We start from the raw sequence: 25,082 nt of genomic DNA on the forward strand, positions 1-25,082 counted from the left end.
GATGTGCCCTAGCTTCTTTTATTACAATCTCAATAATTAATAGTAATAACTAATCTTATGGTATATATAGTCTGACCCCATATGGCTCTGGTGAAACCTTGTGCGTTCAAAGTTTCCCGAAAACTCTGAGCACATAGAATTTCCTGAAAGCCCTATCGAGCGACCAATATAAATATACATAATGCATGTACATCCATAGGCCAATATATGGCAAAAAGGAGAAACAGGACGAATGACAGAATGTCTTTATGAAATGAAGATGCCGGCAACGTATGCCGAGCTGTCTGAAGACGAGATGGAATACGATGGCGGGTGGTTGAACTTTTTAGTGGGCATAGTTGCAATTGTAGTCGGCGTCGTGGCCAATTATTTAGCCGATCACGGCATAATAAGTCAAGACGTTGCAAATGGAATAAATATTGCATGTACAGTGGTTGGCTTAGCTACAGGCATTGGTATTACCGGCGGAATAAGGACTATGTGGACTGCAGGGTCTAATGTTGGGAAGACTCTCATTGGTGCAGCAGATTTCCTGACGGGCACATACGATGCAACCACTTCAGCAGTCGGTGTGGTAGGGTCCGCAACGGGAGTTTCCACGCCGTGGAACGTGATAAAGTAAAGACCTGCCTTAAACCTATTATCTTTTTAATAACATGCTCGGATCGAGGTAAATGACCACTGCAATAATATGTTCCAAATATTCGATTAACACGGCACTATTAGCCAGTTTGGCCAAAGCCACATCAGGGAAATTGCTGAAGGTAATAGGTAGTAGCAAAAAGGTAGATTTAGCTCAATACAGCAAAGTCATTATTGTTCACCAGTACTCATTGTCTTCTTACAACAAAGAATTTACCAAGTTCCTTGATAATAACAATGACCTCAAACATGCAACACTGGTTATTGACATCCCAGAATTCTTTATCGAAAAAAATCCAGATTGGAGAGACAGAACCAACGAGCTGATATTGGGGTTCAACAATAGATATGAAAAAGAAGCGAGAGCAACGGTGGCAAATGTCGAAAATCTGAAGGAGTCAGATCAGAGAAAATATGCTGAAGAATTGGGGGTCGATTTTTCCAACACAATGAGTGAGAATATTTTGTCAAAATATTCTGCAGTGGTCGTGTTCAATGCGAAATCAGAGGTTCGCATAAATGTAAGCGACATGAGGGCAAATCTATATGTGATGATTGGGGCGCTTGCAGTTCCAATAGGTGTGGCAATTTTTTATTACGGGGCGAAATACTCTCTGCCAGGGTCATGGGTATCATTCAATCTGGTCATTTTTGGGCCCATTCTGATGTATGTGGCGTATCGTGGCAAAAGGTTTGCGCATTGGGGAGGGGATAGAGGCAATAATGATCTCCCTCTTCATTTACGCGGAATTTACGCATACAGTGCTACTGCGGCGAAGAGTATGTACTTTCTTGCATATTCAATGTTCATACTACAAACGATTATTGGTGGGGCCGCAGCAATCGTCTATTTTACATACACTGGGGACAGGGCTAATGAAACACTTTGGGTTATGATTATTTTATTAAGTATATCTATGCCCACTGCCATATTTGGTTCGGTGAAAGCAGGTAAAATCCAAAACCTATATGATTCTGGAAAGGCCGAAGGAGCAAAGGTGGCAGAACAGCAGGGGAAAAGGATACTATATATGTCCCTTGTTCTGTATTCAGTCGCGACTTTATTTCTTCTAATGCTGTGGCCAAGCCCCTGATACAATTTGCTTTGGCAATAGGGTTCGGATCGTCGTACTGTACTGGGACAATGCAGTTCCCAGAAGAGGAGGCCTCGGTGATGGGGCCCCCTTATTCGACTTAAAAACCTGCTACGCACTTCATTTAGCCCTCAGATGGCTCGACACATCTTGCTGGCATTCTCATCTCATAGGGACATTCTGTCGTTGTTCTGTTCCTCTTTATTTGACCATATATTAGCATATAGGGGTAATGACACATCAGTTTTTATATCGGTCACTCGATAATACTGATGTGAAATTCCCGCACATCCAGCAGCATGATTCTTCCGATTGCGGAGCCGCATGTATCGCTAGCATATGCGCCCATTACGGTCGCGAGACAACCATTGTGAAGCTGAGGGAGCTTCTCGGTACGGATATTTCAGGAACGACGATCAAGGGGATTACGGGGGCCCTTGTCAAACTTGGGTTCGAAGCGAAGGCTGTCCGTGTCGACAAAGAGGCGTTCACAAGCAAATTCACTTTACCTGCGGTCGCCCACATTGTGAAGGAAGATGGGACATCTCACTATGTGGTAATCTTTTCAGCGAACGTAAACAGCGGAACCATCAAGTATATGGATCCTGCCGAAGATAAACACCAAAAGGCATCAGTTGATGAGTTCTTCGAAAATTTTGATGGGATCCTCGTGATGATGGTCCCCAATGAGAATTTCGTCAAAAGCAAAGAGGGAGCTAAAAGCGTCCTGTCCAGTTTCATCGGCCTTCTGAAACCGCACAAAAGACTATTCGCTGTCGCAATCGCCACGACCGTTATTCTAACAATCATTGGGATCGTGCTCTCAATATTCAACAAGATATTAATCGATGAGATAATTCCATATAACCTTAACGATCAGCTGAGGATATTCGCAATAGTTCTGGCGGTCGTGGTCGTGGTACAGGTCATTCTCGGAGCACTACGTCAGCATGTCATGCTATATCTTTCGCTGAAGATAGATATACCGCTCACGTTGGGCTACTTCGAACATGTCTTCAGGTTGCCGATGAATTTCTTCGCGTCCCGTAAGACGGGGGACATAGTCACCCGTTTCCAGGATGCGGGAGTTATAGCGGGCGTGCTGACGGGCGTGGCGCTCACTGTTTTCATTGATGTTTCAATGGCGGTCATTGTCGGCATCGTGCTGTTCACAATGAATGCTAATCTTTTTGGGATAATAATTATACTTGCCATAGTAAGCGCCGTACTCATCTTCTTATTCAGGGCGCCATATAGAAAACTGAACAAGAAACAGATGGAACAGCATGCTAGACTAAATTCTGAGGTGATAGAGAGCCTGAACGGTATCGAGACGGTAAAAACGAACACCTCCGAAGAGTTGATGATGGAAAGGATCGAGACAGAGTACATCAAAACCCTAAAATTAGGGTTCAGAGGGGGCGTCCTTTCAAATATCCAAGGCTCACTCTCATCATTGACCGGGGGGCTCGGCAACATTGGAATCTTGGTGATGGGAGGATTCTTTGTCATCAGCGGCGAAACGACGCTGGGTACACTCGTAGCATTCATGTCTCTATCGGGATTCTTCATCGGCCCCATAAACAGGCTTGTCAGCCTTCAGTTGAGCATTCAGGAAGCTAACATATCGCTGAAACGTCTGTCCGAGATATACAGTGTTGATGAGGAAGAGGACGAGGAGTTAGAAAAGGATTCGATGATACTCGGAGAAAAAATAGATAACATCGAAATAGAGGGCATTTCATTCCGATATGGTTCAAAACCGCTCACGCTGAGCAACATCTCTGTTGTAATACCGAGAGGCAAGAAGGTAGCTATTGTAGGCAGGTCAGGTTCGGGGAAGACGACGCTGTCCAAACTCATGCTGAAGTTCTATATTCCGGAGAGCGGTAGGATAACATTTAATGGTATCGACCTGAAGAACATCAATCCATTCTCGATAAGAGAACGCATAGGGTGTGTGCCTCAGAATGTGCAGCTATTCAGCGGCTCAATAATGAGCAATATGCTCATCGGGAAATCGGATGCGACACCCAATGAGATATCGAGTGCCTGTGCATTGGCGGGATGCGATGAATTTATCAACAAATTGCCTGCCGGATACAATACGCGGCTCGATGAGAACGGCGGCGGACTGTCAGGAGGCGAGAAGCAGAGACTGGCTCTGGCCAGGGTTCTCGTGAAAAAGCCGGATTTTATTATACTCGATGAAGCCACATCGAACATGGACTTCTTGACCGAGCAACAGATATACGATACATTATTCAATAAGATGAAAGAGACGACGATGATGATCATCGCCCACAGACTAAGTACCATAAGGAAATGTGATGTTATTTATGTCATGGACGGAGGTAAGATCACAGAGTCAGGAACACATGAAGAACTGCTTAAAAGAGGGGGACTCTATCTCAAGTTGTGGGAAAGTCAGGTCGGGGAGCTACCAGGCGTGAACCCCAGCACTTCTGAAAAAGAACAGCAGACGAGGCAGGAAAAGAAAATCGAGGGCGACAATGACATTGAGTACCAGTAAAAGCATAGAGATCGTGACTGGAAAGACGCTCAAATTGAAGAACGTGCTGTCCAGATATGTCATATCTCAGGATGGGACAGAGATGCAGAAGGTCATGCATATGTTCAATTCGTATATGAAAGCAAACCGTCTAACTCCATACGGGCCGACAACGATCAATACAAAATCAGTATTCGAGAACGGTTCGCTCGTGCAGAGGAGCAGGATGATGGTTCAAGTAAGGGAAACGCCTGCGAAAGTGGAGCCACCGTACTCGTTCAGCGAATTAATAAGAGTGGAGAACTGCGTGATGGCGAGGTATCATGGGAATGCCGCAAGTGTTCAGATGGCGCATGGGAAAATACAAGTATATGCTTTTGAGAATAACATAAAGCTGAAAGGAGAAACATATACTGTACTCATTGAGCAGGATGGCAATGACATTATGGCAGATGTATTTATGGAGGCTGAAACATGAAAAAACTTGGCGAATACGATATGAGAAAACTGAGCGATAGCCGTTTATTGTACCTGAGGAATCCTCCGAAATTCACATACATATTTGTCATTGCCGTCATTGCGATTCTCCTCGGTACTGTTGTCTGGAGCGCCGTCACTGTCAGAGCAGAACAGGTTCAAGTCGGCGGTGTAATTACCATGGAGGACAAACAGATGCTCACTGCCGGCACGACCGGAATAGTATATAGTGTGAACTATGGGGCGGGCGATGCCGTTTCCCCTGGGGATTTGGTGCTGGAGTTCGACAAGTCAGAGGTACTCTTGGAGATAGCAAAAAGAGAATCACTGATATCAGCTTTGACAGCAGAGATCAATAATATTGATATTCTGCTGGATCTCGTTGCGGACTACGATGGTACGCCGGTGTCCTCGCCGTTCGATCAGAACGCCGAGGATGAGTTCAGATTTTATTATTTGTTCGAGAACTTCACAAAAACTTATGACAATTATGCCGCTGCCGCTGCAAGAGGTATATTCGATTCAACAACGATGGTAAATTTGAAGAATCAGATGACCTCCCAGTTAGCATCGGAGATAAATACGCTTGTCATCAACAGAACATCATATGAGACAGAACTAAATGAGTATTACGAAAGCCTAACGAGCCTCATATTGCTTATGACAACAGAGATCAATAATATGGATATTCTGCTGGATATCGTTGCGAACTATGATGGTACGCCCGTGTCCACACCTTTCAATCAGGCTGCTGAGGATGAATTCAGGTTCTATTACATGTTCAAGAACTTCGTAAACGCATATGATGAATACTTAGTTGCAGCCAACAACAGAGCCTTTGTCGACCCGACAATGTTGATCAACCTGAAGAATCAGACAATAGCTCAGTTGGCGTTGGAAAGAGGCAATTACATCACCGATAGGGCAAACTACCAGGCTGAACTGAGTTCGACCAATGCCAGATTAACAGACATTATGGCTTACATATCAACACAGATAGGTTATATAGACACAATGTTGGGGATAGTCAATAACTATAATGGCACATCGGTGACTTCACCATTCAGCACATCTGTTGACGGAGAAGTGAGATTCTATTATTTGTTACAGAGTTTCATGAGTGCATATAGCGGATATTCCGGCTCCATGGACCCGCCTGGGATGAGAGCAAGTCTTAAGGAGCAGACAGCTTCTCAGCTAGTGTCAGAAAGAGGCTCACTCACTGGCAGCCTGATAGCTTCTCAGGCCGAAAAGGACGCAAATAGTGATAGGATATCGAGCCTTGTATCGCTTATAATGGATCGGATTGGTTATATAGATACAATGATAAGTCTAGTTGCGAACTATGACGGCACACCTGTGACCTCACCCTTCAACCCAATTGATGATGAGCAGCGGAGATTCTATTTAATGTTCGAGAGTTTCGTATTCTCATACGACGAATACGCTGCCGCCACCCTAGCAGCAGGCAGTATTGTCGATCCGACAATGATGATAAATCTGAAAAATCAAACAGAATTACAGCTAATATCAGAAAGGGGCACGTTGGCTGCCAACAAGATATCATATGAAACAGAACTTGGATCACAGACCACCAGATTAACAAATATGATATCGCTTATGACGAGACAGATAGGATATACAAACACTATGTTGGGGCTTGTTGCAATTTATGACGGCACGCCGGTATCCTCGCCATTCAGCCAATCCGACAATGAACAGGCAAAGTTCCACTACATGTTCGAGAGTTTCTCAAAATCATATGATGAATACTTGGCCCTCGCCATTACTGTCGCCACCGCTTCTGATCCGACGATGCTGATAAGCCTGAAAAATCAAACGATCGCTCAGTTGGCATCGGAAAGAGGCGCGAACGCCATCAACATGACTCCATATGTAGACGAACTGGACTCATATAACGAACTATTGACAAGATATGATATCAAAGCTACAATACTTGGGATTATTCATTTCGACGCACAGATACGCAAAGGGACTGTTCTGCAGATAGGGGACATAATAGGGAGCATCAGCAATCCTTATTCCGACAGGGTTATAGAGATGTACATAGGGTCGGGAGACCGCTCTAAGATAGATGTGAATCAAGAGTGCTCCTTCATAGTGGATGGGCTGGCTCAGACAGAGTACGGTTCGATAAAAGGAACAGTGAAAAGTATCTCTAGCGATGCCATATTACAAGAACGTGGCGCATTTTTCCGGGTCGTTGTAGAGTTCGACGCAGAATACATGGAGGATTCAAAAGGCGGAAAGATATACTTAACAAACGGAATGACCGTCCGCGCCTGGGTAACATATGAAAAAGTGACATATATGAAATATTGGCTGGATCAGCTCGGATTGGGAGAGTACATCTGATCTCCGTGATCCATCTGACCCCGAAAGGAAGATGATGCAGAGTTGCTCTAAACATATAAATCAGAGGCGGGATATAATTACGGTCTTATGAGGAACATCTATTTCGTCGGCACGGCCGGAAGCGGCAAGAGCACCATGGTCGGAGCATTCAAGGAATGGCTCGATGACAACGGGATCGACGCCGTCACCGTGAACCTTGACCCGGGCGCCGACAGGCTCGCTTACAGAGCGGACATAGACATAAGGGAATGGATCTCCCTCGGCGAGGTGATGGAAGAATATTCTCTCGGGCCGAACGGCGCGCAGGTCGCCGCCGCCGACCTCATGGCTATGAACATACACAAACTGACCTCCGTGCTCAGCGGATACAAGACCAATTATGCGCTGATAGATACTCCCGGGCAGCTTGAGCTGTTCGCGTTCAGAGAATCCTCCAACATGATAGTGAACGCGCTGGGAAAGGAAAGGTCCATGATCGCGTACCTCTCCGATCCGATGCTCTGCAGGAGGCCGAACGGGTTCGTATCGTCAATGACGCTTTCCGCTCTTGTGCAGTTCAGGCTGCAGCTTCCAACGATCAACCTGCTTTCGAAGTTCGATGTGCTGTCCGAAGAGGACGGCATGAGGATAATCGATTGGTTTGAGAACCCCGACACCCTCTACGGCGATTTCCTGGATGAGGATTCCGATCCTCAGACTGTGGTGGGGATGGAACTCTTCAAAGCACTGGAGAACACCGGGATATTCGGAGGGATAAGAGGCGTCTCCGCGGAGGAAAGAACAGGACTGGAGGAGATATATGCTTCCATCCAGCTTACTTTCTTCGGCGGAGAAGATGCGGATAGAAATTAAGGTTTATCCGAACATATAGGCGGGGGCGGCCTTAATCTTGTTCCTTCCCGCTTCCATGACCTTCCCTTTCGCGGCCAGGAAGTCCCGCTCGGTGACCGTGTCCCTGCCGTCGCGTATTGCGAGCATTCCGGCTTCGGTGCAGATGCTCTTGATCTCCGCGCCGGAAGCGGTGTCGGTCATTTCGGCCAGCTTTCTCGGGTTGATGTCCTTGTCTATGCTCATGCGGGACATGTGGATCCTGAATATGTGCGTCCTGCCTTCCGCGTCCGGCAGGTCGATCTCGATTATGCGGTCGAACCTTCCCGGCCTGAGCAGGGCGTCGTCAAGGATGTCCGGCCTGTTAGTAGCGCCGATGATCTTAACCTCGCTGGTAGGCGTGAATCCGTCAAGCTCTGCCAGCAGCTGCATCAGCGTCCTCTGGACCTCTCTGTCCCCGGATGTGGCGACGTCCATCCTCTTTGCCCCCACAGAGTCCAGCTCGTCTATGAATATTATGCTGGGGGCCTTCTCTCTGGCAAGATCGAACAGCTCGCGGACCAGCCTGGCGCCCTCTCCGATGTACTTCTGGACCAGTTCGGAACCCACGAACCTTATGAACGTTGCGCTTGTGGCGTTCGCCACGGCCTTTGCCATCAGGGTCTTGCCGGTCCCGGGGGGGCCGACCAGCAGCACGCCTTTGGGAGGCTCTATGCCGACCTTGGCGTAAAGCTCCGGCCTGAGCAGCGGGTCCTCGACGGCCTCGCGCAACTCCAGCATCTGTTTGTCGAGGCCGCCTATGTCCTCGTATGAAATGTCAGGTTTCTCTATTATCTCCGCGCCTGTAACAACGGGATCCAGCGGAAGAGGCAGCACGTTCATCACCGCAAGCGTCTGCTTGTTCAGGGACACTCTTGCTCCCGGAACAAGATCGGACGTCGGTATGTATTCGGAAACGGAAACGATGAAATCCGGGCCGGTGGTGCTCTTTACGACGACGCGGTTATCCGGGAGGACGTCGCGAAGCGACCCCACGATCAGAGGCGGGCTTCTGAGCCTCTCCAGCTCCGCCCGTATCCTGCTGTGGTCCTTCTGCAGCCTGAACAGTTCTCCTTCAGAGTAGCGTTTGTCGTTCTCTGCGGTCTGAAGATCCTCCATTAATCTGACGTTCCTCTCTTCGAGCGTGATGATCCTCGCCTTCAGTTCCTCAATGCCGGTGTCGTCCATTATTGCTACCACTTTGTGGTTTATACGTTCCACATCTTTATTACTTTTTCTCGTACCGACCATCAATTTAATTAATGACAAATACCAATAAGGTTGCAATGATCTGCGAAATGTGTGGGAAAGAGGTTCCCATAACGAAACCAATGCTTGTGGAAGGCATCAAACTGAGCCTGTGCCTCGACTGTGCCAGGTTCGGAGATGAGTATAAAGGACCAAACCCCCCGCCGAGCGCGGCGGTCCAGAAATCGGTGATCGAACAGAGACTCCAGAGAAGAGAGAGAAGGATGCAGACCAGAGACGTATTCTCGGTGTCGTCAAGGGAACTGATAGATGATTACGGAGGGGTGGTGAAAGCCGCCAGAGAAGCAAAGGGAATGGATATCGACGAGTTCGCGAAGTCCATCCTTGAGAGAAGGGGGAACATCGCCAGAATAGAGGCGAACGATCTGGTCCCCGACGATAAAATGATCAACAAGCTGGAAAAGGCGCTGAATATAACTCTTAAGGAAGAGGTGCAGTCCGGAGCTCAGGTCGGAGGGGGCGGCAAGCAGTCCGAAGGCATGACCCTCAGCAATTTCATAAAAAAGGAATGATCATCTTCCGAGAACGGAGGAACGGACATCGTCCAGGAAAGGCATGACGTCCACGCCTCTTTCTCTCAGGATCATCAACGCCGCCACTTCCATATCGACGTCCGTTCTTTTGCTGATCTTGTTGCATTCCGATATGAATGCGCCTTTCTCCATACCTGAATCCAGCGCCACCCTGATAAGCCCGGACAGAAGATCGGCAGCGCCGCCGCCTTTGGCAGTCTGCTGTTTGGGCGAATAAGACCTCAGAGACTTGAGAAGATCCTCCGACGGCCGGTATGCTACCGGCACGTTCACTGCGGAGGTCTCTATCATCGGCCGCAGGTATTCGCCCGTCTTCGACATGAGGCCCTTATCCAAAAGTATGTTCATCAGCGCGTCCGCATCCTTTACCTGCATCCATCTGAGGTCGAGGGACGCGTACATCATGAACTCTTTGGCGGTGAGGACATCCTTGCCTTTGTTAAGGAACAGCGCGGCAAGGCAGGTCTCCAGTTCATCGGGCATGAGGCGTCAATCACGGTGGGTGTAAAAATATGTTACCCTCACACGCGCGCGTTGTATGTTCTGTACACTAACAGGATAAAATAATAGGGCGGGCGGTTCCTCAGAAAGGTTTATAATGGGCATCATAATAACCTGCCATCCTGTATGGTGAATGAAATGATGTACACTAGGTTTGAGAAGGCAAGGATCATAGGCGCAAGGGCGCTTCAGATCTCGTACGGCGCTCCGGTCCTAATCGACTATCCCGAGGATATGCTGGATCCCATAGACATCGCCATGCTTGAGTATGAGAAGGAAATCATACCTATCACTGTGGTCAGGAGTTAACCGAGGAATCATAATGAGCGAAGAGGAGAACGTAACCGTAAACAATGATCTGCTTGTCGCAGAGGAACTTTATCTGACGTCAGGTGTGCACATAGGCACCCAGCAGAAGAGCGCGGACATGAAGGACTTCATATACAAGGTCAGGCAGGACGGGCTGTATGTGCTGGATGTCAAGAAGACGGATGACAGGATAAGGGCGACCGCAAGCTTCCTCGCCAGGTATGATCCGAAAAGGATCCTTGTGGTATCGGCCAGGCAGTACGGACAGAGGCCGGCAAGGGAGTTCTCCAAAGCCGTAGGCGCGCCCGCATTCGCGGGGCGCTTCGTTCCCGGCACGCTTACGAACCCCTCCAATGACGGATTCATCGAGCCGGAGATAATAATGGTAACAGACCCGGCGGCGGACAAGCAGGCGCTCAACGAAGCCCTCAACCTCGGGATACCGATAATCGCGCTCTGCGACGCCAACAACGAGACAAGGAATGTCGATCTCGTCGTGCCTACCAACAACAAAGGAAGAAGGGCGCTCGCCTGCATATACTGGCTTCTTACGAGGGAGGTCCTTTTCGCAAGAGGCGACATAAAGGACCGCGCGGATTTCCAGATGGAGATCGAGGATTTCGAAGCCAAGCTCTGATGCAGGCTAAGGCAAACCATTTACCCTTTTACATATATTTTCATTTATGAGACATCCAGCCGTGGCAGGCAGATTCTATCCTGCGGACAGGGCCGAACTGACGGCAAGCATCGAAAGCAGTTTCCTTCACGACCTCGGACCGGGGCTTCCGGAACATCTCGGCAATGACAGGACGATCTCCGCCGCCATCTCGCCGCATGCGGGTTACATGGCGTCCGGCATGAACGCCGCCCACGTTTACAGAAAGATAGCGGAGGACGGACTGCCAGAAGCGTACATCCTGATAGGCCCGGACCATACCGGCGTGCCTTTCAAGGCCGTTATGTGCGATGAGGATTTCCTTACTCCGATGGGTCCCTGCAAGATACATGAGGACATAGCATCCGGGCTCAAGGAAACGGTCCCCTGCAGCTGCGCCGCCCACAGATATGAGCATTCCATTGAGGTGCAGATACCCTTCATACAATACATCGACAAGGATCCGAAGATCGTGCCGATCATAATGAGGGATCAGAGCAAAGCGTCCGCCGAAAAGCTGGCAGGGTCGATAAAGGAGGCATGCGGAGACAGGGATGTGATCATTATCGCATCCAGCGACATGGCCCATTACATCCCGAAAAAGGACGCGGAGAGACTGAACTCGACGGTCTTGGAACGGATCGCGGAAAGGGACGTCGACGGAATGTATTCGGCGGTGGAAAGGAACAGGATATCGGTCTGCGGATACGGCCCGATGGCGGCCGCCATCCTGGGATCGGAGCCGTCTAGGATAGAGGTGCTGAAATACTCAGACTCATGGGATTCGCTGAGATATGATATCAACTCGGTGGTGGGGTATGGGTCAGCCGTGATGTACAAATGAAAAGGTAAAAGAACGGGGCGAGGCCCCGCGTTCAAATGCGTTTCAGATATCTCAGGTTGGGTTCGTATACCAGACCTTTGTCCATAAGGACATTGGAGATCTCTTCGAGCTCCATGCTGGATATGCCCTCCGATTCTGCCCTTCTCTCGAGCTCGTCCCTGGGAGCCCCCTTCCCGTCCGTATCCAGTTCATCCAGTAGAGAAAGGATGATGTCCTCGATATCGGCGTTGCTGCCGCCCATGGACCCCGGCTCGATATCTATCTCGTCCGGCGAATCCGACATGTCCTCCGGCAGACCCAGATCAATGTTCTTGTCCGGGAGGATGGTGCGCAGGGCTGTCTGTATGGACTTCAGATAAGTGGTCGAGTCGGGAAGGTCGTACTGCTCTAAAGCGGTCATTATACCCTTTGCGTCCTTCTCGCTGAATCCCTTGTCCGTGAGAGTCTTCTCAGAGAGGCCCTCGACGGATGAGGCCTTCTTCATTTTGTTCAGCCTGTCCCATGTGGACTTGGCCGCATCGAGTATCCATTGCGCCCTCACCTCTTCCGTTATCTTCACTATGCGTTCCGGCCTTATGGAAACGAACACCCTCTCATCGTCCGTCGTATACGTCCTCACCTTTCCGACGATGGCTATGAAAGCCGGCGTCTCTATGTCGGCCATCGCCGCTGCGGCCTCCGGCTGGTATCTTCCGACGTTAATGAAGAAATTCCCTGTGGCGAGGTCCTGCACCCTGCCTCTCCACATCGGCTCGTCATCTGACCCGACATTCTCTTTTTCGGTCAGGACGCCCGCCACAAGCACCCTGTTGACCATCGCGCCGAGTTTCGTCACCACATACGACGGGGATTTCTCATCGTCGCCTTTGATCTCATAGGTTGCTGAGTTCAGCTCCGATGAGAAGAGTCTCCACGCTGTCTCTCTGGCGTTCATAGCGCGGCCTCCACTTCGCTGTAGAGTTTCTCGGCTTCGGCGGTAACGTCGACGTTCTCTACCCTCGCGTTGCTCACTATCATCATGGGCCCGAAATCATCGCTCATTACGTTCCCTGTCACGGTCATCTTCCTCATGATTATCAGTTCGGCCATCTCCCTTGCCACTATCTCCGAGTCGCCTCTTGCCTTGGCCAATCCTTCTGCGGCCTCCAGGGTGACCCCTGTCAGCCTCTCGGTGTCCTGACGGTTCACGATGGCGCTTATTGCCCCGGTGCCGTCGTCCAGTATCAGTTTCATCCTGAGGTCAGTTATCGGCTCCACCCTTCCGTGTGTGGTGCATTCTCCGTTGAGTACGGACCTGTTGCACTCGGGACATCGCCATATGAGACCGCTCCCCGCTCTCAGGTCTACGACCGTCCCGGTCACGGAGAGGTCGAGACCGCCGCCCACGGCTATGATGTCCGCGACCGTTCTGTTCAGGACGGTGATGTCTATCTCTCCGAACGAGTCGTCGACCCTGCTCACCTCGCATCTGTCGCCGAGGTTCAGCTGAGGTATCCCCCTCCAAGCGCGTATGTATGCGTTCTTGGCGCAGATCGACTCTCCTTCTTTGAGACCGTAATCGTTCCACGCGGAGAACTGGATCTTGCCGGTATCGTCGGCTATTATCCCCGAATAGACGATCTTCGGTTCGCCCTTCACGGTTATGTTCCTTTCTTCGACGGACATTATGCGGCCGTTGACCGTCACATTCCCCAAGCCTTCTTTGATGTCCCCGATCTTTATCTCCGAGGAGTCCATGGCGATTGTCCGCTCGGGGACGTCGACGCGGACCCCCTCTGTCCTTTCAACTTTGCCGCGCGAGCCCAGGTTGACCTGCACGCGGTCGTTCCACAGTTTTGTGTACGCGTTCTTGAAAAGATAGACCGCCCCCTTTTCCAATTCGACGTTCTCCCCCTCCCAGATAGTGAAAGGGGCCGTGCCCGTCTCATCGCCGAGTATCCCGGATATGATCGTCTTAGGGGATCCTCTCACAGTTATCTGCTTTTTATCCACATAGATGGCCTTAGCCGTTATGTCGACATTCATCTCCGTGCCTTTCAGTTCCTCTATCTTTTTGGACAGGACATCCGCGGTCATGAACGAGGAGGAGCCGTCGGCCCCGTATTTCCTCTTTATTCCCCTCTTGGCCGCCTCCGCCGTTACACGGTATTCGTTGAGGTATGTGTTCAGTTCTTTCATCAGCTGGGCGTCGTCGATCTTTCCGTCCAGCTCTTTCTTCAGTTCTTCAAAATGGATTTGCAGTTCTTCGTCATTCATTGTATCGACCTCTTCGTTTTTCCACGAGGCAATCTATAGTACAATCTGTTGGTATAAAAGACATTACTAGGGGTGTCCGAATAAGCCGAAAGTGAGCCCCGCCCGCGATCAAAAGCGATGCGGAACAACACGGCGGGGCGGCCGTTTTCGGCGAAAGGGGGCGTATTGTCTCCGATGTTGTTAGCGTAACAATATTTAAAAGTGTAAATGCAATAAGAGGACATGGTTCCCAAGGGTAAGATCGATGAGATCCTGGACGGATATGACGCCAGCAGCATAACGATAGCCACGTTGTGCTCGCATTCTTCGCTTCAGATCTTTCACGGAGCCCGCAAAATGGGCTTCAAGACATTGGGGTTGACCGTAAAAGACAACACAAAATACTACGACGCGTTCCCTCTGGCAAAACCGGATGAGATAATCAGGTACTCTGACTTTGACGAGATGGAGGAGAGAAAGGACGAGCTCATCGACAGGAACACGGTGATAATCCCCCACGGTTCGTTCGTGGAGTACATGGGAGTGCCGAAATTTGAGGAGTATATGGTCCCGTCCTACGGCAACAGGGCGGTCCTGCAGTGGGAGTCCAACAGAGAGAGGCAGAGAAGCTGGCTCACTTCCGCCGGCGTCCCGATGCCGAGGCTCATCACCGATGCCAGGGAAATAAACGAAGCGGTAATGGTGAAATACCACGGAGCGAAAGGAGGCCGCGGATTCTTCATCGCCAAGGACTACCCGGACTTCAAGATGTCCATAGATAATTCTCTTCCATATACCATACAAGAATACTGCATCGGGACCAGGTACTACCTTCATTTCTTCTACGACCCTCTGAAGAAGGACGGTTACCTGTGCAAGCAGGGAGGCACACTGGAACTGTTGTCCATTGACCGCAGGGATGAGACCAACATCGATGAGATGTACAAACTTGGTTCCATAGAGGATGCGAAGAGGCGCGGCCTCTATCCTTCGTTCGTGGTCACCGGCAACACCCCTGTGGTGATAAGGGAGTCCCTGCTTCCGAAGGCGTTCGAGATGGGAGAGAGCGTCATCAACCGTTCCTATGAACTGTTCGGAGGGATGTGGGGACCGTTCTGCTTGGAGACGGTCGTCACCGATAAACTGGAATTCAAGGTGTTCGAGATATCCACGAGGATCGTCGCGGGTACGAACCCGTTCATATCCGGCTCGCCGTATGCGGACCTGGTATATCCGGGTCTGAGCACGGGCGGCAGGATGGCGATGGGCATAAAGGACGCGGCGGCCTCCGGCAACCTAAAGGCCCTCATGAGCTGAGGGCTCCGGCGAAACCCTCGTCTGTTATTTTTTCACGCGCATTTTCGTTCAGAACGGTGCAATTCATTATCGGGCGGCAGTCGGTCCTGGAGCGACGGTCTCACCAGAGCCCCCGAGGACCAGAAAGCTTTATAGCAATGTCTCCATTGACTACCTCCATAAGCCGCTGTAGCTAAGGGGTATAGCGACGCCTTGGTAAGGCGTAGGCCGTGGGTTCAATTCCCATCAGCGGCTCCATCAATTCTAACTGTTCCCTTCAGGCCATCTTGTAGAATACGAAGCCCGACCATATCTTCGGGAAGAAGAATGTCGTTTTCTTAGGCATCCTTACTCCTTTCATCGAAAGGTTCCAGATGGTTTCGAGGCTGGGATCGTTCAGGACGACGGCTAGGTCGAATCCCCCTTCCTGCATCACCTTCTTAACGTTGGAGAATTCCGCCTCATATTCCACCGAGGACCTTCCCTCATCGTAACCGTAGATGTTCTTAAGGATGATCTCCTGTACAACGTACGTGTCAAGTTTCCAGAGTCCTTCGCCCCCATCGTCGTAGCCGGCAAGGAAGCGTCTCCCGTCCCTGAACATGAGCCCCATCATCCAATCCTTAAGCTCGGATATCATGCGGTCCTCCGGGACCTCTTTTATCTTCATTGATCGCGATATCATCTTCTCGGCGTCAGCGAGAGATATCTCCGTCGAGTTGATCAGCCTGTGCGTCGGCCAGACCACAAGTCCCCCGTCGTCAGCCGCGACCAGTGTCGCCAGCACGTAACCCTTCTTATCATTGCCGGGGTTCTCCAGAGAATAGTTGAGGGCGGTCTCATATCTGTGGTGGCCATCAGCGATCAGCATCTTCTGGTCCTTCAGTTCGGACGTTATCCTTTTTTGGATGTCTTTATCGTCTATGATATGGAATCTGTGGTCGACGCCGCTACCGTCCATGTGTCTGTAGATGAGCTTTGCGGTGTCGGTAACCTTCCTGTCAAGCTCCGGGCTAAGCCCCTCGAATATACCGAATATTGATTCCAAATGGGTTTCCATGTCCCTGAGGAGATTCAGGCGGTCCTCCTTCACTTTCGAGAATGTCTCTTCATGGGGGACCACATTGCCCTCCTCGTAACTTTCAGTTTTAAGGATTCCGACCAGCCCGGTCCTTGTTTTCTTTACCCCGTGGTCGTTGAACACCTGCTCATAGAGGTAGAACGAGTCGGGGTCCTGCCGCAGGCTCCCGTCGGAGATCATCCTGTCGAGTTCCCTCCTGGAGCCTTTGTATTTTCTGTCCACATCGGGTTTCAGCGTAAGATTGGTGACGTTGTTGCTCCGGTCCTGAAGCATCCTGAGATACTCCTTCCCGATCACGTCGTAAGGCGGGGAGATACGGTCCTCGATCCTTTCGTCGCTTTTCAATGCCGGCCTGTATCCTGGGAAAGGAAGAAAGATAACCATTTGATCGCCTGACCGATGTTATACTTAATACCTTATATCTCTTTCTACGTGGTATCGGAGGACGTCAGCATATCCTGGGCACTGGGTCTCCGGAAGGAGGCTCCAGTATCCTCTTCCCTCCTATTTCCGTCCTCATGATGACCCTCTCTTTTCCTTCTTTGACGGCGCCTATGATGGCGGCGTCCCTGCCCTCGGGCGTTTTCTTAATAGCTTTGAGAACCTCCTCCGCCATGTCCGGGACGCACCCTATGATCACCTTCCCCTCATTTCCTATGCTGAGCGGGTCGATGCCGAGCAGATCGCATGCGTTCACCACCCCGTCCCTCAGAGGTATGGAGGCATGTTCTATCTCTATCCCGATGTGAGATTTGGAGCACCATTCGTTGAGGGTGTTGGCCAGGCCTCCCCGCGTAGGGTCTTTCATAGATACGATCCCTCCCGCTTTGAGCCCTTCGGCGATCATCTTGTTCAAGGGGGCGACATCGCTCCGGATCTCGCTCTCGAAGCCGTACCCCTCCCTGAAAGAAAGCAGGGCGACGCCGTGGTCCCCAAGGGTCCCAGAGGCTATTATCACGTCGCCGGGAGCCAGATTGGAGTCGGTACACCATCTGTCCCTGACCTTCCTGTACCGGGAAGCTATACTCAGGTCGTTGTCCAGCAGCTCGGATCTCCTGCCGATAGCCGATGTGGTTATCACCATCTTATCCAGCGCGCCCGACTCCATGACCTTGGTGTCACCCGTGACTATGGGGACGCCGCATTCCCGCGAGGTCCTGCCCATGCTTTCCATGATCTTATCAACGGTCTCAATGTCGAGACCCTCTTCCAAAATGACCGAGCACGCGATAGCTATCGGCGCCGCACCCATGACGGATATGTCGTTCACTGTCCCGGAGACGGAGATCCTCCCAATATCGCCTCCGGGGAATATCAGAGGGTCCACGGTGTGCCCGTCTATCGTGAAGACAACATCGTCTATCACAGCAGAATCGTCCATGGAATCCAAAGGAACGTCCGAATTTACTTTAGGAAAATGAGACACAATATGCTTGGAAAGGAACTCCTGCATGATCTCCCCGCCCGCGCCGTGATTCATGACGATCTTGGACATCGGCCGTAAATGGGTTCGCCAATATAGGTTTTTATCCTCGATTTTCTATTACTTCACAATAACTGAGGAGGATTTCAGAATGAAACAGCATACCACCAACTACATCGAAACGTTTATCGAGGTAGCCGAGGACTGTCCTGTGTCGGCGGCCGAAGCACCGCCCGCAAAAGAACCAAAAACAGCTGCGCAGATCGAATATGAAATGCTTACTGGCAACCCATATAGATACACTTCAGATGATGTGTTATATGAATCCAACGGAAAACGCCGAGGGATTGACAGAAATGAGTTCTTTTCAAAAGGCCAGCCCTGTTTTCGCGCATCCCCCCTCACGAAAAAATACGGCTGGGGCGTCCACAGCGACAAGGATGGTAAGATCGCGATATATGCCGTCCAGTCGGACGAATACAAACGACTTTCAGCCGATGAAAGCTTGAAACACGTCAAAGCTATGAACTCAGGTAAAAAATAACGCCGCCGGCGACGGTACAGAACATGCTTTCTTACCATACGGCCAGCGTCGTCACCGGCCGGTCATATGGGGGCCGAGGGTCCGCGTCCGACCTTAGCGGGACAGAATAAGACAGGAGGCTGGCCGACTCATAATGTGAACAGGTCATCCAGCCCGGCGAGCGTGAGCCTGCCGTCAGCCTTTGCTTCATCCATCAGTTCCTTTGTAAATCCCGATTTCGAGAAAATGAAGTAATAGATATCTTTATCAGCGAACATGGCGGCTTTATTTCTAAGGTCCCTGTAAACATCGACTCCCGTCTCTTTGCTCTTCCATTTGCATTCGCCGACTATCATCTTGTTCCCGCTGGAGGCCACCACATCTATCTCCGTTTCTTTCTTTGTGACGGGGTTGCCGCCCCACCATCTGCCGATCGAATCGAAGGTGAACGGCAGACGGCCTTTGGCGTTTAAACGTGTCAGATATTGCACGCAAACATCTTCGAACACATGTCCCATGAAGTCGGGGATGAACGGTTCCACTTTTTCCTTATAGATGTGCGTATGTTCGCTCTCAACAAGTCCGATATTATCCCAGACGAATCGGTACCAAAATCGGTACATATTGTCTTTGATGCGGTAGACGCCGGTCCGGCTGTTCTTTGCAAACATCGAAACCTCCCTTTCCAGGATCCCAAGGTCGATAAGGGTACTGATGTATTTTGCGACCTTGCTTTTATCCTCTTTGATCTTGTCAGCGATCTCGTTCAGTTTTGTGGAACCGCCTGCGATCGTGCCTATGATCGCGTTATACACCGCAGGCTCGCGCAGTTCTTGCTTCAGCAGGTTGTACGGTTCTTCGAAAAGGAACCCGTCCGTGGCGAAGAAAGCCTCCTCTATCCCCGCCGCAACGGTATCTCCTTCCGATACGATGTTAAGGTAGAGAGGGATTCCTCCGGTAACAGCATATCCCAGCAGTTTGTCCTCCTGAGACGTTCCTTCAAAGAACTCGGCGCTGTCGTAGTAGTCGAGAGGCCTGATCTTGTACTGCGCCGTGCGTCTCCCATAAAGGGGACTCTCATAGCCCAGCACCTGATTCTCCATGAAACTCATGCTGGAGCCGCAGAGTATCAGCATGATGTCGATGTCCTGCAGTGTGAGATCTATGTACCGCTGGATCTCGGAAGAGAGAGGGGGGTACGCTTTGACAAGGTATGGGTATTCGTCAATAGCCAGGATGATCTTCTCTTCTTTCGCTTGTTCCACTATGTAGTCGAACGCGCCTTCCCATGACGGGAGACCCCCGAGCGACGGCGGTCTCGGGAATACCGAGAAAATGCTTTTCGAGAAATTGCTCAGATTTACTGCATTTGTGTTCTCTGTGGCGGTGAACTGTATCGCTTTTTTATTATCGCGCCTTATGAACTCGTTGATAAGGCTTGTTTTTCCCACGCGGCGCCTTCCGTATATGACGGCGAAAGTGAACCCCTCGCGGTTGTACAATTTCTCAAGTGATCTAAGTTCGCGTCCCCTTCCTCCCTCGCGGAATTTCCTTATGTGGTCTTCCATCAGCATCCTCTCAGTCGTTATTTGGTTACTCGTGAGTTATTTACTCATGAGTTATTTACTCACGATTCCACTAACTGCGAGAAGATTATATAATGCTTACCGCATCAAAAGCAGAAGCTCGGCGTCTAATCAGGAATAAATAATCAGTGCGTGTTGTAGGAAAAGGGGCTCGTGGGGTAGCGGATAATCCTTTCGGCCTTCGGAGCCGAACACCCGGGTTCGAATCCCGGCGGGCCCGCCAGTCTCATCCAGCAATGATCTTTGTCGGCGTTTTTGGCTTTTGCTGAACCTGAGCGGAAAAGATCCCATTTTCATCTTCTTTCGATCTCAGCATTAACACAGTCAGCTTGACCATTCCCTAGTAAAAGAGAAATGATTGAGAAAAAGAGCGGGGTCATACCCCGCTTTTAAGTCGTTTTCAGGGACGGTCCTCCAGATACAGCTCGCCCGTTATCTCCCCTCTCGGGATGACGTACGCTCCTTCATCATCGGAGAACACCTGCTTCCATTCCCCGTCCTCTTTGACGCGATAGGCAACCGCGCCCGAATATCCGTTCTTCATCGCAAAGGTATACGGACTCTTCCTGTGCGCTCTTTCTTTGCCCTCTATCGCCGAGAACATCTGAATGTGCACGTCATAATATCTTCTGTAGAAGACGAAGAACCACAGCAGGAGACCGAGCAGGAGCAGCAACCCTACGGCGATCCACCATATGGGGAGGCCGCTCTTCTCGAAATAGAGGTCCAGGTGCAGGGATTCCGTGACGTCATCGAATGATATCTGGGAGCTGGAGTACACCGTCGTCCCCATCTGCCATTCTTTGAATTTGTATCCGCTGTCCCCGTATGCCCTCAGGATCAGATCGGAGTTGGCCGGAATAGGGACCTCTGAGTCATATGGCTGGAATGGCCCGTCGTTCACTTTGAACTCAGCGCGGCCTTTGCCCTCCGCCACGGTGATGGTAAGAGTGATGATCTCTTCCGGGTGAGCGGTCGCCCTGACGTCAATGGTATGATTTGCTCTCACGTTGGGGAAAATATAGAATCCGTCGCCGATGTTCCTCAAGGTCTGATGTGCTCCGTCCACGATAACCGCCGATATGGAATATCCCGCGTCAGCAGAGAAATTGAACCTCTGGTTGCTGCCGCGAGAAACCATGACGGTCCCCGCCGGAGAGATGTTCGCTCCAGGGCCGGCCGTCGCGGTGATAGTATACTGCGGTACCGGTGGAGGGACAATACTGCTTGTGACAGTGAAGCTGACGTCGACAGTCTCAGGCGTAATAGGATTGCTGTTGCCGGACGCCGGACCCACCGTGACAGTAGCCGAATAGGTTCCCGGCGAAAGACCGGTTTTGGGTACGATGGTGAACGGGCTGCTGCCGCCTGCCGCGATGCTGCTGACGGACGCCGTTGATATTGTGAAAGCAGACGCATCAGCGCCGGAGATATCGACCGAGAGGCCGCCGGTCTCCCCGGTACCTATATTGTCGATTGTTATTGTCACGGGACTTTGCGCAGAATAACCCTGCGCAGCATTCGGGAATGTATGCGCAGACGGTGTGACCGTTATTCCGTATGTGCTGCTCCCAGGGGTCGCGGTGACCGTGGCGATCAGCTGGCTACCGGCGACGGACAGATTGAAGGAATAACCTCCGCTGCTGTAGGTGCTGTTCTTAGGGTATCCGGAGATCGCCCCGCCCCCGTCGATGAGAACGAGCACGTCTCCGACACCGATGGTCGACGGTAGATCGCCGACGGCGATGCTCACTCCGGTGATCCCCGCGCCGAGGGCCGAAGTGCTTTCGACTTTGGTATAGGTGAGCGACGCACCGGGGTCTCCGGCGAAAGTGATGGTGGAGTCGCCCGGACCCATTCTGAAGGTGCGGGTGATCTCGCTGCCGGACATCAGAGTGACTGTCAAATTATCTTTGTAGTTGTAGAAATCATCTATTATGCCGCCCTCATTGTTTGTGACAGTGACGCTGAGAGGAGGTCTGTCCGAAGGGATGCCGGAATTTGTGCCGGGCCTGATATAAAGTCCGGAACCCGCTATGCATGTGATCGTACCGGAGTTCTCGATCACGCCGCCGAGGCCCAAAATGAGACCCACATCGTTGCCGCCCCGTATCAGAGCGCCCTCTCTGTTGATGACGGTCATATAGCCGGCGCCTTCGATCCCGGTGCCGGTTACGCCCCCTGTGCTCATTATTGTGCCGGAATTATCTATTAAGCCTCCTCCCATGAGGCGGATCCCCCAGCTGATGGTTTCGACGGTGCCAGTTTTCCCGATGGTGATTTCAGAATAGCCGGAGGAGTAGATGCCGGGGTTAATAGACCCCCTGCTTTCGATCAGACCATCGTTCACAATTATGCCGGAAGAGACGCTGATGCCGGTGCTCGAGCTTCCTCTGAGAGTGCCGGTGACGCCGTTCGTGATATGAACATCGGCGCCGGCGCTGACGGCGGTATTTCCCGTGATGTAGGCGGTATTGGTCAGGCTGGCGTTATCCTGAAGAGTTATGGTGGTGCCGCTGCGGCTCAATCTGCCCATATCGCTCCCGGTCGATTGTGCGTAGACAGACAGGCTGTTCCCTGAGGTGACCGTGACCCCTCCTGAGGCGGTCATTGTAATGTTATTGGCCAGGACGATGTGGGTGTCCCCGGTGATATACAGCATATTGCTCCCGAGTGAGAAAGTGCCGACGACATGATACCAGCCGTCGCCTAGGGTGTATGAGGCAGATGCGAGATAAGCGGCGTCGATCTCGGTAGCGGCCGGATCAGAAAATTTCTCCGTGCCGTCGGTGTCGACATAAAGAGTGCTCATACGTTTATCCGGCGTTTCATCTTTCTCTTGAGAAACGACCGTCGCCGTTATGATCAGTAAAGCCGCTACGAGCACAACCGCCGCCAACGCAAAGTAGCGGGACTTCTTTGATTTGAACATGCCTGATTTTGTCATAAATACCACTTTATTTTTATATAACTCTCTATTGAGATTATATACTTTTTCCGATTTCTCAGTTGAGTGTTTAAGACCTCGGTATTGAAGTCACGCAGCACCGGCCCCAGGTAGGAATGCATCCGACAAAGGCTGCTGCCGTCTCCGGAATAAATTGGAAGATCAGTCCGGGTGCATACGGGACCCATGCCGACCAGACCTTTGCTATATATACGCCGCATACGGATTATCCTCCATGCGGTCAAAAAGGACAAAGAAAGGTCTGAACTATTATCAGGATGAGAAGAGGCTGACGGGAGATCTTTACGGGGTCGGCGCAGATCGGGAGGTGAAGCGGAATGGATGAAGCGGCGGTCGGGGCACTGGCCGATTTCACCGACGGCCTGCGGAAGAAGCTCGACGGAGTGAACGCCGCCAAAGGTAAGGAAGCAGAGGCGCTGGCCGCCGATCTTTCTTCCTTCATCGAAAGAAACATGCGAGAGCTGATGCAGCAGGGTATTTCGGTGGCAGAGATCCAGAAAGCGGTGCAGGCGGCCACCGAAAGGGTCCCTCAGACGCATGCGTCCGATGCGGAGGGCGGCGATGAGGAGTATGAGGATCCGGAGCTTCTCGTCAGCAGCAGCATCTGCTTCCTTCCGGCAGAGGATGCGGTCATCGCCGCATTTGCCGCCGGGGAGTTCGGCGGCGAGGAGATGATGAACAGGCTCACGTCTTCCGAAGATGAGATATCTGTTGAGATGTCCGAAGGCCTGGACCTTGTGCTTACCGATTACGGAAAGGATCCCTCCATGGATGACGTGACCGGCGGCGGCGAGATCGTGACCGGGCCGGACGGCGAGGCGTTCGCGCCGGGGACCCTGGATCTTGGCCGATCCGTTGTCGCAGAGCCGATGGTGTTCAAGACGTCCGAGGAGGTCAGGGACATATGTAAAAGGCTGGAGCCGTTCACGGAAAAAGCGTTCCTCAAAAGAGCCGACATCAGGAAGCTCATCAAGCATGGCTGGCTGGAAGGCTACGACCCAAAATCGGTCATGAAGGAAGCTGACTACATCATAAGCGCGGTTAGGGATGAGTTCACAGAGCTGCGGGAGATCTACCGCCGGGCGGCGGAACAGAACAAAGGGATGGCAATCTTCGTTAGATATGAGGAAATTGATGACGAAGGGTAATATCGACCGAGGTCTCGGCGGCGAACGAGTGCGCATGGGGATCGTTACTGCAGGATTCGGCGCGGTCATCCTCACGGTAATATCGGACACATGCTCTGCGATATCTTCTTCGATCCGTGACCGTTTAGTTTCCCTCGTATATTATCAGGGATTCCACCCGGTATCCCTTGAGAGCTTCCCTTCCTTTAAGGCCTGCAAGCTCCATCACGAAGCATATCATTACAACCTCTCCGCCCAGCCTTTCGACCATCTTGATCACTGCGGCGGTCGTACCGCCGGTCGCTATGAGGTCGTCGACGATCACCACCCTCTGCCCCTTCTTTATGCTGTCGGTATGCATCTCCAAGGCCGCTTCCCCGTATTCCAGCTCATAGCTTTCTGAGATGGTCTCCCTAGGAAGCTTCCCCTTCTTCCTAACAAGCACCAGACCTTTTCCCATCGCATATGCCACGGGCGCGCCGAAGACGAACCCTCTTGATTCCGATCCGAGTATGAGGTCGAAGTCCGTCCCCTCAAGCAAGGCTATCAGACCATCGACGGCCAGCTTGAAACCCTCCGGGTCCTCGATGACAGTGGTGATATCTCTGAACAATATCCCTTTTTTCGGGAAATCGGGGATGGCCGTGACATAATCCTTCAGTTCTTTCATGCTTATCGACCTGCCGAATCTCTTTGCCCGTTTATATTTTGTTTATTCCTGTCATCTGCCTGTGTCAGGGCCCGTACCCTGCGCGGCAAGGAGC

Annotated in this window: 22 protein-coding genes and 2 tRNA genes; 15 read left to right on the forward strand and 9 right to left on the reverse strand. The window is 51.3% G+C overall.

All coding sequences use genetic code 11. The annotated features are described in order from the left end of the window. The first annotated feature begins 232 nt into the window (after nucleotides 1-232). From FWG96_00525 to FWG96_00550, 6 genes are all read left to right on the forward strand, one after another. Nucleotides 233-622, forward strand: a complete 390-nt coding sequence (locus tag FWG96_00525) for a hypothetical protein (protein MCL2031752.1) — start codon at nucleotides 233-235, stop codon at nucleotides 620-622. Between the two features lie 52 nt (nucleotides 623-674). Continuing rightward, nucleotides 675-1,736 carry a hypothetical protein gene (locus FWG96_00530; GenBank protein MCL2031753.1) on the forward strand — a complete coding sequence of 354 codons (1,062 nt, stop codon included), beginning with the start codon at nucleotides 675-677 and terminating at the stop codon, nucleotides 1,734-1,736. A gap of 274 nt (nucleotides 1,737-2,010) precedes the next feature. Beyond that, on the forward strand, nucleotides 2,011-4,269 hold the full coding sequence (locus FWG96_00535) for a peptidase domain-containing ABC transporter (protein MCL2031754.1): 2,259 nt from the start codon (nucleotides 2,011-2,013) through the stop codon (nucleotides 4,267-4,269). Further along, the gene (locus tag FWG96_00540) at nucleotides 4,250-4,726 is read left to right on the forward strand and encodes a hypothetical protein (GenBank protein MCL2031755.1); all 477 of its coding nucleotides are present in this window, start codon (nucleotides 4,250-4,252) and stop codon (nucleotides 4,724-4,726) included. Before FWG96_00535 ends, FWG96_00540 begins: the two co-directional genes overlap by 20 nt. Further along, the gene (locus FWG96_00545; protein ID MCL2031756.1) at nucleotides 4,723-7,101 is read left to right on the forward strand and encodes an HlyD family secretion protein; all 2,379 of its coding nucleotides are present in this window, start codon (nucleotides 4,723-4,725) and stop codon (nucleotides 7,099-7,101) included. The genes FWG96_00540 and FWG96_00545 overlap by 4 nt, the downstream gene beginning before the upstream one ends. A gap of 87 nt (nucleotides 7,102-7,188) precedes the next feature. Next, entirely contained in the window at nucleotides 7,189-7,953 is a 765-nt protein-coding gene (locus FWG96_00550; protein MCL2031757.1) for an ATP/GTP-binding protein, read from the forward strand. A gap of 3 nt (nucleotides 7,954-7,956) precedes the next feature. On the opposite strand, the gene FWG96_00555 is transcribed toward FWG96_00550, so the two are convergent. Continuing rightward, entirely contained in the window at nucleotides 7,957-9,156 is a 1,200-nt protein-coding gene (locus FWG96_00555; GenBank protein ID MCL2031758.1) for a proteasome-activating nucleotidase, read from the reverse strand. A gap of 110 nt (nucleotides 9,157-9,266) precedes the next feature. On the opposite strand from FWG96_00555, the gene FWG96_00560 reads away from it, so the two are divergent. After that, nucleotides 9,267-9,749, forward strand: coding sequence for a multiprotein bridging factor aMBF1 (locus tag FWG96_00560; protein ID MCL2031759.1), 483 nt, complete (start codon nucleotides 9,267-9,269; stop codon nucleotides 9,747-9,749). Here FWG96_00560 and FWG96_00565 read toward each other — a convergent pair whose 3' ends face one another. Further along, complete coding sequence (locus FWG96_00565) at nucleotides 9,750-10,253, reverse strand: DUF2240 family protein (GenBank protein ID MCL2031760.1); 504 nt, start codon at nucleotides 10,251-10,253, stop codon at nucleotides 9,750-9,752. 156 nt (nucleotides 10,254-10,409) lie between these two features. Between FWG96_00565 and FWG96_00570 the strand changes: the two genes are divergently transcribed. The 3 genes from FWG96_00570 to amrB all read left to right on the forward strand — a co-directional run bounded on the left by FWG96_00570 (nucleotide 10,410) and on the right by amrB (nucleotide 12,079). Beyond that, nucleotides 10,410-10,580, forward strand: coding sequence for a DNA-directed RNA polymerase subunit K (locus tag FWG96_00570; protein ID MCL2031761.1), 171 nt, complete (start codon nucleotides 10,410-10,412; stop codon nucleotides 10,578-10,580). A 13-nt stretch (nucleotides 10,581-10,593) separates the two neighbouring features. Next, nucleotides 10,594-11,217 (forward strand): 30S ribosomal protein S2, encoded by a 624-nt coding sequence (gene rpsB / locus FWG96_00575; GenBank protein MCL2031762.1) that lies wholly within the window; start codon nucleotides 10,594-10,596, stop codon nucleotides 11,215-11,217. 61 nt (nucleotides 11,218-11,278) lie between these two features. Next, nucleotides 11,279-12,079, forward strand: coding sequence for an AmmeMemoRadiSam system protein B (gene amrB / locus FWG96_00580; protein ID MCL2031763.1), 801 nt, complete (start codon nucleotides 11,279-11,281; stop codon nucleotides 12,077-12,079). A gap of 31 nt (nucleotides 12,080-12,110) precedes the next feature. Here the strand turns inward: amrB and FWG96_00585 are convergent, their stop codons facing one another. Together FWG96_00585 and FWG96_00590 are read right to left on the reverse strand one after the other, a co-directional pair. Further along, nucleotides 12,111-13,013, reverse strand: coding sequence for a glycerol dehydrogenase (locus FWG96_00585; GenBank protein MCL2031764.1), 903 nt, complete (start codon nucleotides 13,011-13,013; stop codon nucleotides 12,111-12,113). After that, nucleotides 13,010-14,335 carry a single-stranded DNA-binding protein gene (locus tag FWG96_00590; protein ID MCL2031765.1) on the reverse strand — a complete coding sequence of 442 codons (1,326 nt, stop codon included), beginning with the start codon at nucleotides 14,333-14,335 and terminating at the stop codon, nucleotides 13,010-13,012. The genes FWG96_00585 and FWG96_00590 overlap by 4 nt, the downstream gene beginning before the upstream one ends. Before the next feature lie 222 nt (nucleotides 14,336-14,557). Between FWG96_00590 and FWG96_00595 the strand changes: the two genes are divergently transcribed. Beyond that, a complete protein-coding gene (locus FWG96_00595) occupies nucleotides 14,558-15,631 on the forward strand; it encodes a formate--phosphoribosylaminoimidazolecarboxamide ligase (protein ID MCL2031766.1) in 1,074 nt (357 codons plus the stop codon). 162 nt (nucleotides 15,632-15,793) lie between these two features. Further along, nucleotides 15,794-15,868, forward strand: a tRNA-Thr gene (locus tag FWG96_00600). A gap of 19 nt (nucleotides 15,869-15,887) precedes the next feature. Here the strand turns inward: FWG96_00600 and FWG96_00605 are convergent. After that, nucleotides 15,888-17,075 (reverse strand): DUF1015 domain-containing protein, encoded by a 1,188-nt coding sequence (locus tag FWG96_00605; protein MCL2031767.1) that lies wholly within the window; start codon nucleotides 17,073-17,075, stop codon nucleotides 15,888-15,890. Nucleotides 17,076-17,139: 64 nt separating this feature from the next. Then, nucleotides 17,140-18,186: a hydrogenase expression/formation protein HypE gene (hypE, locus tag FWG96_00610; protein MCL2031768.1), complete on the reverse strand. Its 1,047-nt coding sequence runs from the start codon at nucleotides 18,184-18,186 to the stop codon at nucleotides 17,140-17,142. Between the two features lie 79 nt (nucleotides 18,187-18,265). Between hypE and FWG96_00615 the strand changes: the two genes are divergently transcribed. Next, the gene (locus tag FWG96_00615) at nucleotides 18,266-18,658 is read left to right on the forward strand and encodes a DUF6157 family protein (protein MCL2031769.1); all 393 of its coding nucleotides are present in this window, start codon (nucleotides 18,266-18,268) and stop codon (nucleotides 18,656-18,658) included. A 128-nt stretch (nucleotides 18,659-18,786) separates the two neighbouring features. On the opposite strand, the gene FWG96_00620 is transcribed toward FWG96_00615, so the two are convergent. Further along, nucleotides 18,787-20,205: an ATP-binding protein gene (locus FWG96_00620; GenBank protein ID MCL2031770.1), complete on the reverse strand. Its 1,419-nt coding sequence runs from the start codon at nucleotides 20,203-20,205 to the stop codon at nucleotides 18,787-18,789. A 165-nt stretch (nucleotides 20,206-20,370) separates the two neighbouring features. Here FWG96_00620 and FWG96_00625 point away from each other — a divergent pair. After that, a tRNA-Arg gene (locus FWG96_00625) sits at nucleotides 20,371-20,446 on the forward strand. A 177-nt stretch (nucleotides 20,447-20,623) separates the two neighbouring features. Here FWG96_00625 and FWG96_00630 read toward each other — a convergent pair. Further along, nucleotides 20,624-23,170: a hypothetical protein gene (locus FWG96_00630; GenBank protein ID MCL2031771.1), complete on the reverse strand. Its 2,547-nt coding sequence runs from the start codon at nucleotides 23,168-23,170 to the stop codon at nucleotides 20,624-20,626. Between the two features lie 338 nt (nucleotides 23,171-23,508). Here FWG96_00630 and FWG96_00635 point away from each other — a divergent pair, with 338 nt between their 5' ends. Next, the gene (locus tag FWG96_00635) at nucleotides 23,509-24,339 is read left to right on the forward strand and encodes a YfbM family protein (protein ID MCL2031772.1); all 831 of its coding nucleotides are present in this window, start codon (nucleotides 23,509-23,511) and stop codon (nucleotides 24,337-24,339) included. A gap of 124 nt (nucleotides 24,340-24,463) precedes the next feature. Here the strand turns inward: FWG96_00635 and FWG96_00640 are convergent, their stop codons facing one another. Further along, entirely contained in the window at nucleotides 24,464-24,988 is a 525-nt protein-coding gene (locus tag FWG96_00640; protein ID MCL2031773.1) for an adenine phosphoribosyltransferase, read from the reverse strand. Nucleotides 24,989-25,082: the final 94 nt, after the last annotated feature.

The sequence above is a fragment of the Candidatus Methanoplasma cognatum genome (assembly GCA_009777615.1).
GTDB classification, from domain to species: domain Archaea; phylum Thermoplasmatota; class Thermoplasmata; order Methanomassiliicoccales; family Methanomethylophilaceae; genus Methanoplasma; species Methanoplasma cognatum.